We start from the raw sequence: 10,421 nt of genomic DNA, 5'->3' as shown, positions 1-10,421 counted from the left end.
TACGGGAGCGTACGAGCCTTATGCTGACGGAATGATCCTCAGCGTTGTGCTCGCGCTTGCCGCCGCCGTGTTTTATGGAGTGTCCGACTTCTTCGGTGGCTTGAGCACTCGACGTTTGCGTGTGGTGCCCGCGACGACGATCATCCACGCATTCGCTACCGTCTCGCTTCTGATCGCCATTCTCTTTGTGCCAGTGAGCTTCGAGCCCGATGCTGTTTTCTGGGGCGGCTTGGCTGGGCTCGGCGCCATTCTCGGTTTGCTGACGTTCTACGCTGCCCTCGCGGATGGTCCGATGAGCTTGGTTGCACCTTTGATCGCTGTCGTTGGCGCTGTCGTCCCTGTCGCGTTCGCAGTGATTGCTGGCGATCAGCTTTCGGTGCAGGCGTGGATCGCCATTGGTCTCGCTCTCGTGAGCGCCTTGCTGGTGTCGATCACTCGATCAGATTCTGGCGCGCGGGTTCGGCCCCGCACCGTGGTGATCAGCATTGTGTCGGGGCTCAGCCTTGGCGGCGCTCTCATCGCCCTAGACCAGGCTCCGCACAGTGCGGGGCTCGCTCCTGCTGTAGTCGAGATTGTTGTGGGGCTTAGCGTGATGCTTGTGCTGCTCGGTGCCATCCGGGTGAGCGCTCCGCTGCGCCGCTTCTTCGCACAGTTCGATCACCAGCCCGAGGGTGGCCCCGTGGGAAGTGTGAGCCGGGCGCGAATATTGGCCGCCGCGGGTGGTGTGCTCGTGGGAGCATCCAATGCGTTCATCCTGTTCGCTCTTCAGGCGGGAAGTTTGGCGGCCGTTTCAGTTCTTGTGAGTTTGTATCCGCTCGCCACGATTGTGCTCGCTCGCTTCACGTTGCACGAGAAAGTCAGCCGGATCCAACTGCTCGGAATGGTGCTTGCCCTCGTCGCCTCGGTGATGCTCGCGCTCAGCTAGCGTGCTCCGAGGGTTGCTGACCCGGCTACGGTGGAACAATGGCCTCACTTCTGGATGCGCTTCCGACGCCCTTTGACGCAGACGCAACCTATGACGCTTTCGTCGGGTGGGCATCCGATCGCGGGTTGACTCTCTATCCCGCGCAAGATGAAGCCGTCATCGAACTCGTCTCGGGCGCGAACGTGATCCTCTCAACCCCCACGGGCACGGGCAAGTCTCTCGTCGCTATTGCCGCTCACGCTATTGCGCTCGCCCAAGGCCAGCGCACGTTCTATACAGCGCCGATCAAGGCGCTGGTGAGCGAGAAATTCTTCGCGCTCGTTGAGGTCTTCGGCGCCGAGAACGTCGGGATGGTTACCGGCGACTCGTCCGTCAACGCCGATGCGCCCATCATTTGCTGCACGGCAGAAATTCTCGCCAACCTTGCGCTCCGTGAAGGCGCGGATGCCCGAGTAGACCAGGTAGTGATGGATGAGTTCCACTTCTACGCCGACCCCGATCGCGGCTGGGCGTGGCAGGTGCCGCTGCTCATTCTGCCGAACGTGCAGTTCGTGTTGATGTCGGCCACGCTCGGCGACATGCAGCCGTTGGCGGATGACCTCAGCCGTCGCACGGGCCGCGAGACGAGCCTCATCACCGGCGTTGAGCGCCCGGTGCCTTTGCACTACTCCTGGGCGCTTACCCCGATTCACGAGACGGTCGAAGATCTTCTCTCCACGGGCCAGGCCCCGATCTACATTGTCCATTTCTCGCAGGCTGCAGCCCTCGAGCGTGCTCAAGCGATGACGAGCCTCAAGGTCGTGACGCGCGAGCAACGCGACGAGATCGCTGATGCCATTGGAGACTTCCGCTTCACGACGGTGTTCGGCAAGACGCTGTCACGCCTCATCCGGTCGGGCATCGGCGTGCACCACGCCGGCATGCTGCCGAAATACCGTCGCCTCGTCGAACAACTGGCCCAGCGCGGGCTGCTGCGCGTCATTTGCGGAACAGACACCTTAGGCGTCGGCATTAACGTGCCGATCCGCACCGTTCTGCTCACGCAACTCACTAAGTACGACGGAACGCGGATGCGCCAGCTCACCGCTCGCGAGTTCCACCAGATCGCGGGCCGAGCAGGCCGTGCCGGCTTCGACACCGCCGGAACGGTGGTCGCTCAAGCACCCGAACACGAATCTGACAACGCCAAGATGGTGGCCAAAGCGGGAGACGATCCCAAGAAGCTGCGCAAGCTCGTGCGCAAAAAAGCTCCGGACGGGTTTGTCACCTGGAGTGAAGCGAGCTTCAACCGCATGATTGCCGCCGAGCCGGAACAGCTCACGAGCAATATGCGCATGAACCACGCCATGATCCTCAACGTGATCGCCCGCGGGGGAGATGTCTTCACTAACGTGCGCACGCTCGTGCAAGACAATCACGAACCTCGCCACAGCCAACGTGCACTGGCGAAACAGGCCCTGGCGATCTACCGCACCCTGCGCACCGCCGAGATTGTCGAAGAACACCGCGTCTCCGACACCATGATCGTGGATGGCGAAGAGGTCGAGAGCTTTGACGAACGCATTGAGATTCGACTGACCGTTGACCTGCAGGCGAACTTCGCTCTCAACCAGCCGCTCTCGCCGTTTGCTGTGGCATCCTTCGACCTGCTCGACAAGGAATCACCCACGTATGCGCTGGATATGATTTCGGTGCTCGAGGCAACGCTCGACAATCCGCGACCGATTCTGTCGCAGCAGCAGTTCATGGCCCGCGGTGAGGCCGTTGCGGCGATGAAGGCCGAAGGCATCGAGTACGACCAGCGCATGGAACTGCTCGAAGAGGTCACGTGGCCCAAGCCGCTCGAGGAGTTGCTCACGGCCGCGTTCGACATGTACAGCGCGAGCCAACCCTGGATCGGCGACTTCGAGCTCAGCCCCAAGACCGTCGTGCGTGACCTCTACGAGCGGGCCATGACCTTCGCCGACTTTGTTGGCTTCTACGGTCTTGCGCGCAGCGAAGGTCTGGTGCTGCGCTACCTCTCCGATGCCTACCGGGCGACCCGTCAAACGATTCCGGATGACGCAAAGACTGACGAACTTCTCGACCTCATCGAGTGGCTCGGCGAACTGGTGCGCCAGGTCGACTCGAGCCTCATCGACGAGTGGGAGGCCATGACGAACGGGGTCGACTCCGCTACCAGCGGCGAGCCGGTTCTGCCGCCGACCCCGGCATCCGTTGTCACCAATGGTCGGGCCTTCCGCGTGCTCGTGCGCAACGAAATGTTCCGCCGTGTGCAGCTGGCGGCCCGCGATGATGCTGTCGCTCTAGGCGAGCTGGATGCCGCAGCCGGCTTCGATGAGGAGGCGTGGGGCGAGGCGCTCGACCGCTACTTCGACGAGCACGACACTCTTTCTGTGGCGGGTGACGCGCGCGGCCCCGCCATGATCGTCATCACCGAGGAGCCGGGCCAGTGGCATGTGCGTCAGATCATTGAGGACCCGGCCGGTAACCACGACTGGGCTATCACGGCCACGGTGGATCTGGCCGAGTCAGCCGCCGAAGGGATTGCGGTAGTTCGCGTAACGGGATTCTCCCGCCTTGATTAGCGCGGGCAGGGCATATTCGTCGGCGAATCGGTGTTGAATTCTTCTATGCTCCGCTCTCAGCGTTTCGTACTAGTTGTCGCGATTCTCGCGTCGTTTGTGGCGTTTCTCGACGGCTCCGTCATCAACGTTGCGCTTCCCGCTATCAGCGACGAGTTGGGCGGTGGACTGAGCACGCAACAGTGGGTCGTTGATGCCTATTTGATCACTCTCGGTTCCCTCATTTTGCTGGCGGGCTCACTCTCCGATGTGTTCGGTCGCATCGTCATTTTGCGGGTGGGGCTCATCGGCTTCGGCGTTGCATCGTTGTTGATTGCGATTGCCCCGAACGTCGAGTTTCTGATTGCGTTCCGTGGGGTCCAAGGGATCGCTGGAGCGTTACTGGTTCCCAGTTCGCTTGCATTGATCATGTCGTCGTTCCGGGGCGCGGCTCAAGCGCACGCGATTGGTCAGTGGACGGCCTGGACGAGTGCCGCGTTTCTTGTCGGCCCGGTGCTTGGCGGGCTCTTCGTTGACCTGCTGAGCTGGCGCCTCGTGTTCGCGATCAATGTGATTCCGATTGCTGTCACCCTGTGGATGATTGTGCTGCTCGGCCACAAAGACGAACGTAAGGCCAACACCAGCATCGATTATCTCGGCGCAGTGTTGGGGATCATCGGACTCGGTGGCCCCGTCTTCGCTCTCATTGAGCAGGGGAATTTCGGCTGGGATAGCCCCGTGGTCTTTGTGCCGTTCGCGCTCGGGATTCTGAGCCTTGTCGCTTTCCTGTTCTGGCAGCACCGGGCGCCTCATCCGATGTTGCCGCTTGAGCTGTTCCGCCACCGCAATTTCAGTATGGGAAACATCGCCACGATGTTCATTTATGGGGGATTGGCACTCGGCGGATTTATCGTCGTGATCTATCTGCAAGAAGTGGCGAATTATTCGGCGACTTTTGCGGCGCTGGCGTTCCTGCCCTCGTCAATCGGCATCATTTTGCTGTCGTCGTATTTTGGCAAGCTCAGCGGAAAGTATGGCCCACGGTTATTCATGACCTTAGGGCCGGTGTTGGGCGGTATCGGCTACATCACGTTCTTGGGGTTAGGGCAAACCGTCAACTACTTCGTTGAAGTTCTGCCGGGAATCGTGCTCTTTGCTGTCGGAATGTCGATGACTGTCGCGCCGCTGACCTCCGCAATTCTGGGCGCGATTTCGGCGGAACAAGCGGGAATCGGCTCTGCCCTGAATAACGCGGTGTCGCGTATCGCCGGCCTTGTCACGGTTGCCCTCATCGGCGTGATCGTTGTCGGTCCGCTTTCGCCGCAGAACTTTCACCACGTCGTGATCGTGATCGCGGCACTGTTGGTCGCGGGAGGAATCGTGTCATTCTTTGGCATCCGCAATCCCGCTCCGGCAGAAACAACCGTTCCGGATTTTGCTCCGCCACTGGCTTAACCACGCCGAGCGGCAACGTTGCGCAGGTGTCAAGTGCGCTAGCTGAGTTGCGGTGCCGAGAGCAGCAAGAGCGCGACGCTGATCAACGCGGCGGCAATGCTGAGGCAAAATAGCATCCGCTTCATGATGTTGCGGGCGATGAGCGTGGCGCTGACGACGGCGATAGCGCCGATAGCGCCGACACCGATATAACCGATCGTGGTTGGCGGTGTGCCTGGCCCGAACACGATCGCGAGTGATGCCGCGACGAGACTCACCGCGATGATCGCTCCGGATGCTCGGGAGCCGAGGTAATGCGGCAACCCTCGCACCCCCGTCTCCCGGTCGTCATCGAGGTCAGGGAGCACATTGCTGAAATGGGCGGCGATGCCTAGGAGGGCGCCGGCGGCGATTACCCAGGTCGCAGCCAACTGTGGTGGTTGCGCGGCCAAGGTCACGATGGCGGGTAGGGCGCCGAAGCCGGCGATGTACGGCACGACGGAGGCAACGGTTGACTTGAGCCCAAGGTTGTAGAGCCAACCACTAGCCAAAAACACGCCATGCGCTGCGGCTGCAAGCGGGCCGAGCAACAACGACAACCCGACGGATGCCGCGGCGGCGACGAGTGCGACGCTAGCCACCAGCCCTGCGGAAACTTCGCCGCTCGCGATGGGTTTGTCGGTGCGTCCGGTGCGGCGATCGCGCGCTGCATCGAGCCAATCGTTGGAGAGTCCGATCGAGAGTTGGTTGAAGAGGATCACCACCGTTACCACCGCAATGCGCCATCCATCAAGGCCAGAACCCCAGGCCAGCGCGAATGCGATGAGAGTGACAGCAATGGTTGGTCCCGGGTGGGTCGACCGGGCGAGGGCGCGAAACATGACGCAAGAGTAGCGTTTTACCGGAGTCGTGACGCTGACTCCCAGACATTGTGACCTATGTTGATCATTGTGAGTGAAGTTTTTGATGCGTCGGTGCTGGCAACCAAGCTGCCAGGCACGTGGGTTGTCGCGGCGACCAATTTTCCGATGTGGCTCGATGGAACACGCCATGGTCCTGAGTTTTCCTATGAGCGAGTTGAGGGCGAAGAGTTAACTCTCGCTGACACCGTGAGCTACACGACCCGTGCGGGTGAGACCAAGACGATCGTGGGCACTGACCGGTTTCAGGGCGACGAGTTCGTGTGGCGTGGTCAGGGCTGGCTCAAAGTGTTGACCAGCCGCTGGCAGGTGGTCGGGGCGGATGAACCTTTCGATACCGTTGTTCTGCGGTTCTCGCGCTCCCGGCTCACGCCGTCGGGTATCGACATCATCACGCGCAAGAATGTTGACGTTCCTGATGTGCGCACAACGGTGGCCCACGCTACCGAAGAGTTTGGGCTGACCGCCGAAGACTTTGCCTCGTTAACGTGGCTTTCTTAATCCCAATTTTCTGATCCCGAGTACCATCGCACCATGACCAGTGCGCGCCGACTTCCTGCGTGCGTTGCGGCGTTCGCTCTCACGTTCGCTCTCACGTTCGCACTCGTGGGTTGCACTGCTAATTCGCAGTCCGATATCGAGCCGTCGCCCACTTTTGATCCACGGCCAACGCCGGTGCACATCGATCCGGCTGCGCAGTATGCCAGTGATCGCCTTTCCACGATGTCTCTGCGTGAAAAAGTATTGAGCATGCTCATGGTGCACATTCCCGGAGTCGCTCCGGCCGATCGCATCAGTTCCGATTTTGCGGATGTCGGCGGCTTCATCCTGATGGGCGACAACATCCCCAGCACCCTCAGCGAACTCACCGCAGAGACCGCAGCTCTCAGCGACGACGCTGGGCTTCCGGTGCTGGTGGCTACCGACCAAGAGGGTGGAATCGTGCGTCGCGTGCCCACGGATGACGCCGCAGCGGCGATTGAACTGCGCGATCGTGATCCTCAGGCCACCTTCGACGCTTTTGCCCAACGGGGCGCCCTGCTCGAGTCGGTGGGAGTGTCTGTCAATTTTGGAATCGTTGCTGATGTTGCCAGCGATCAGTCGAGTTTCATCTACGAACGTTCATTCGGCAGTACCGGAGCGGATGCGGGGGCGCGCGTTGCTGAGGCCGTTGAGGGTGAATCGCCCATCCTTTCTACGCTCAAACACTTTCCGGGGCATGGTGCAGCCGAAGGGGATTCGCACACGAGCATCCCGACAACGGCACTGTCGTATGACGACTGGCAATCCACTCATGCGGTGCCGTTCGAGGAGGGTATTGCTGCTGGCGCCCCCTTGGTGATGTTTGGGCATCTAGAATTCACCGCTGTTGATCCAGAACCGGCGACGTTTTCGACGCGCTGGCACGACATTTTGCGCGACGATTTGGGGTTCGACGGCGTATCGATCACTGACGATATGGGAATGCTGGAGCGCTCCGGGGTGGCCGAGTATTCAGACCAAGTCGCTAACGCGGTGCGCGCGATCGAGGCCGGCAACACGATGCTGCTGTACGTCGGAGCTGTCGATACCTCTGGCATCGTGACGGCAGTCTCGCAAGCAATCGATGAGGGTGAACTTGACGAATCGGTTATCGACGATGCAGCCCTCAAATTACTAGAGCTGCGCCGCGGGCTATCGAGCGAGACCGGTCGGTTTGTGCACTGTCTCGCTGACTGCACCGCGATTGTAGGCTAGCTAACCCGTTGGCTTATCGCCGACAATTTCTTCGTGCACGCGCCGCACATCCTCGAGCAACGAACCGATCAGTATCCAATGCAGCGGATGCGGCGTCAGTACCGTGAGCGGGGCAGTGAGGGTGAGCAGCTCCCGCGTCGGCGGCGCTGCTTCTCGCTCGTTTGGAGAGCGCCCACGCAGCCGCAGGTCATGAGCGGCACGTTCGAGCTCTCCGGCGATTGACAGTGCGACCGGGTCGGATGCCAATTCGGAGTCATAGCGGTCATGGATAGCACGCGCCATTCCGAGTGTTCGGGTGACGATCACGGTGAGCATCTCGAAGAGCTCGCGATCCCGACGCAAAATACGATGGTGCTTGCTGCGACGGGGGTTCAAAGTAAGGCTGTCTGCACCCTTGCGCAGGGCTGCGGATGCTGCGTCGCGAAGTTCTTTGAGGTGTCGCGAGTCTGCCAATAAGACGCCGAGCTCAGCATCCGTTTTGGGCACTCGAAGGGCGGAAGCGAGGGACTCGAGGGCGGCGGCGGTGTGCTTGGTCAGCAGCGATACCGCCGTATGGGCGGGGCTCACGATGACAGGGGCAACGATCGCCAGGTTCACGATGAGGCCAATCACAGCACCAATGATCGTTTCGATGATGCGATCGATGGCGAATTCCGCATTTTGGCCGCCGAGCGCGATCACGAGCATGGCACTGATGGGAATTTGGTTGGCAGAACCGGCGCTCAGTTTTAGTGCCCACGCGAGCACAACGGCGAGCACGATCACCATCAGGATGACCCAGCTGGCATCGCCAAAGAATTGGCCGGCGCCGAGGGCGATCACGACGCCCGCGACAACTCCGATACTGCGCTCGAGCCCTTTTTCGATCGACTGTGTGACGCTGGGTTGCACGACGAGCAGCGCAGCGATCGCTGCGAATATTGGCAACGATTGCTGCACGGCAAAGCCGGCGACGACCCAGGCAATGACTGCGGCCACAGAGGTTTTGAAGACCTGCAGCAGCGGAGAACGACGCGCAATAACAAGCGTCGTTACAAACTTCACCGGGGTGTCTTTGCTTCCGAAATCGCATCCGCGGCGCGCACGAGTGCCAAGTGGCTGAGCGCTTGAGGAGTGTTTCCCGCCTGGCGATTGTTCACGGTGTCGTATTCTTCGCTGAGGAGACCGACATCATTTGCGAAGCCGACGAGGCGATCCATGAGGGTGGTCGCGTCATCCATGCGGCCTGAGGAGGCATACTGCTCCACTAGCCAGAACGAGCATGTGAGGAACGGGTTTTCTCCGTCGGGCAAGCCATCGACGCCGCTCTCGGTGAGGTAGCGCAGCACGAGACCGTCGGAGAGCAGTTCCTCTTCGATCGCAGCCACTGTGCCGAGCATGCGGGGGTCGTCGGCAGCGATGTACCCGACCTGCGGTAGCTGCAGTAGCGATGCGTCGACGCCGGTGCCGCCGTAGTACTGCGTGTATGTGCCGCGCTCGGCATCCCACCCGTCTCGTTCAATTTCTTGGTGAATCTCTTCGCGAATCTCTTTCCACGTCTCGATCGGACCTTCAAGCCCGAACTCTTCGACAGCGGTGATTGCACAGTCCATTGCCGCCCACAGCATGACCCGAGAGTGTGTGAAGTGACGTTCTGGCCCGCGGATCTCCCAAATGCCGTTGTCTGGTCGGCTCCAGTTGTCTTCAACGTGAGACATGAGCGCCCGCTGGAGGGGCCACGAGAAGTCGTTCTCGTGAACTCCCGATCGGCGTGCTGCCTGAAGAGCAACCATGACCTCGCCAAAGACATCGCCTTGAAACTGGTCGAAGGCACCATTGCCGACGCGAACGGGGGATGCCCCTTCATAGCCGGGTAACGACGTGAGCTCGCGCTCTTCCAGCCAGCGTTCTCCTGAGAGCCCGTACATGATTTGTACGTCCGCGGGGTCACCAGCGATCGCTCGCAGCAACCACCGACGCCACGCTTCAGCCTCGGCAACGTAGCCGTGGTCGAGAAGCACATGCAGGGTCAGGGCGGCGTCGCGGAGCCACACGTAGCGGTAGTCCCAGTTGCGGGTGCCGCCGAACCATTCCGGGAGGCTGGTCGTGGCCGCGGCAACGATCCCTCCGGTGTCTTCGTGGGTGAGTACGCGAAGCACGAGAAGTGATCGCTTGACGATTTCGCGATACTGCTCGGTTGGCTCACAGTGGTCAGACCAGTTAAGCCACCACTGCCGCGTGCTGTTTAAGAGCGAATCCACATCAACCTCGGATGGTGGATTGCGATGGGCGGGGTACCACGTCATCGTCAAGTCACGAACTTCGCCAGCGCTCACGGTGAATTCACCGCGGTGGGTGTGGTCCGCGGAGTGCATTTCGACACCGCGCGCGACGATCGCATCCGGGCCGGCGACACCGATAATGGCGTTGCCACCAGCCTCGGGGGCTTGGTGCAGCCAGGGTAGAGCGGTCGCGTATCCGAATCGAATGAGGAGCTCGGCGTACATCTCTACGCTGCCGCTGATTCCCCGCACACGACGAATCACATCGGCCCGGCGGTTGCCGTGGGGCATGAAATCGGTGACTTCTACTTCGCCGTCTTCTGTCACCCAGTTGGTGACGAGGATGAAGGTGTTGTCTTGGTACTTGCGCGTCGTTGTGACGGTAGCGGGGGCATCCACACTCGCTCGGGGAGCGACCAGCCAACGGCCATGGTCTTCGTTGCCGAGCAACGCACCGAACATCGACGCAGAGTCGAATCGTGGAAAGCACAGCCAGTCAATGCTGCCGTCTTTTCCGATCAGGGCAGCAGTCTGACAGTCGCCGATGAGGGCATAGTCTTCGATTGGTAACGCCATTAGG

Annotated in this window: 8 protein-coding genes; 5 read left to right on the top strand and 3 right to left on the bottom strand. The window is 60.8% G+C overall.

Going from position 1 to position 10,421, the window contains the following annotated elements:
• Nucleotides 1-31 precede the first annotated feature (31 nt).
• Genes I6E56_RS02665 through I6E56_RS02655 form a run of 3 tightly spaced genes read left to right on the top strand, consistent with a single transcriptional unit; the run spans nt 32 to nt 4,944 of the window.
• Nucleotides 32-925: an EamA family transporter gene (locus tag I6E56_RS02665; RefSeq protein ID WP_197135845.1), complete on the top strand. Its 894-nt coding sequence runs from the start codon at nt 32-34 to the stop codon at nt 923-925.
• A gap of 38 nt (nt 926-963) precedes the next feature.
• The gene (locus I6E56_RS02660; protein WP_197135844.1) at nt 964-3,513 is read left to right on the top strand and encodes an RNA helicase; all 2,550 of its coding nucleotides are present in this window, start codon (nt 964-966) and stop codon (nt 3,511-3,513) included.
• Between the two features lie 45 nt (nt 3,514-3,558).
• Entirely contained in the window at nt 3,559-4,944 is a 1,386-nt protein-coding gene (locus I6E56_RS02655) for an MFS transporter (RefSeq protein ID WP_197135842.1), read from the top strand.
• 38 nt (nt 4,945-4,982) lie between these two features.
• Here I6E56_RS02655 and I6E56_RS02650 read toward each other — a convergent pair whose 3' ends face one another.
• A complete protein-coding gene (locus tag I6E56_RS02650) occupies nt 4,983-5,804 on the bottom strand; it encodes a UbiA family prenyltransferase (RefSeq protein WP_197135841.1) in 822 nt (273 codons plus the stop codon).
• Nucleotides 5,805-5,873: 69 nt separating this feature from the next.
• Between I6E56_RS02650 and I6E56_RS02645 the strand changes: the two genes are divergently transcribed.
• Together I6E56_RS02645 and I6E56_RS02640 are read left to right on the top strand one after the other, a co-directional pair.
• Complete coding sequence (locus tag I6E56_RS02645; protein ID WP_197135839.1) at nt 5,874-6,344, top strand: hypothetical protein; 471 nt, start codon at nt 5,874-5,876, stop codon at nt 6,342-6,344.
• 33 nt (nt 6,345-6,377) lie between these two features.
• Nucleotides 6,378-7,580 (top strand): glycoside hydrolase family 3 N-terminal domain-containing protein, encoded by a 1,203-nt coding sequence (locus tag I6E56_RS02640; RefSeq protein ID WP_197135837.1) that lies wholly within the window; start codon nt 6,378-6,380, stop codon nt 7,578-7,580.
• Here I6E56_RS02640 and I6E56_RS02635 read toward each other — a convergent pair whose 3' ends face one another.
• The gene (locus tag I6E56_RS02635; RefSeq protein WP_197135836.1) at nt 7,581-8,624 is read right to left on the bottom strand and encodes an FUSC family protein; all 1,044 of its coding nucleotides are present in this window, start codon (nt 8,622-8,624) and stop codon (nt 7,581-7,583) included.
• Nucleotides 8,621-10,417: a glycoside hydrolase family 15 protein gene (locus I6E56_RS02630; protein WP_197135834.1), complete on the bottom strand. Its 1,797-nt coding sequence runs from the start codon at nt 10,415-10,417 to the stop codon at nt 8,621-8,623. The genes I6E56_RS02635 and I6E56_RS02630 overlap by 4 nt, the downstream gene beginning before the upstream one ends.
• Between the last annotated feature and the right edge of the window lie 4 nt (nt 10,418-10,421).

This window comes from Salinibacterium sp. NK8237 (genome assembly GCF_015864955.1).
GTDB lineage: Bacteria > Actinomycetota > Actinomycetes > Actinomycetales > Microbacteriaceae > Rhodoglobus.
Note: the sequence above shows the minus strand (reverse complement) of the source record. Positions and strands in the feature narration are given on the sequence as shown.

Bases quoted from the DNA above. Each gene is read 5' to 3' on its own strand.
- I6E56_RS02650 (WP_197135841.1), bottom strand. From the start codon at position 5,804: ATGTTTCGCGCCCTCGCCCGGTCGACCCACCCGGGACCAACCATTGCT.
- I6E56_RS02655 (WP_197135842.1), top strand. From the start codon at position 3,559: ATGCTCCGCTCTCAGCGTTTCGTACTAGTTGTCGCGATTCTCGCGTCG.
- I6E56_RS02660 (WP_197135844.1), top strand. From the start codon at position 964: ATGGCCTCACTTCTGGATGCGCTTCCGACGCCCTTTGACGCAGACGCA.
- I6E56_RS02640 (WP_197135837.1), top strand. From the start codon at position 6,378: ATGACCAGTGCGCGCCGACTTCCTGCGTGCGTTGCGGCGTTCGCTCTC.
- I6E56_RS02665 (WP_197135845.1), top strand. From the start codon at position 32: ATGATCCTCAGCGTTGTGCTCGCGCTTGCCGCCGCCGTGTTTTATGGA.
- I6E56_RS02630 (WP_197135834.1), bottom strand. From the start codon at position 10,417: ATGGCGTTACCAATCGAAGACTATGCCCTCATCGGCGACTGTCAGACT.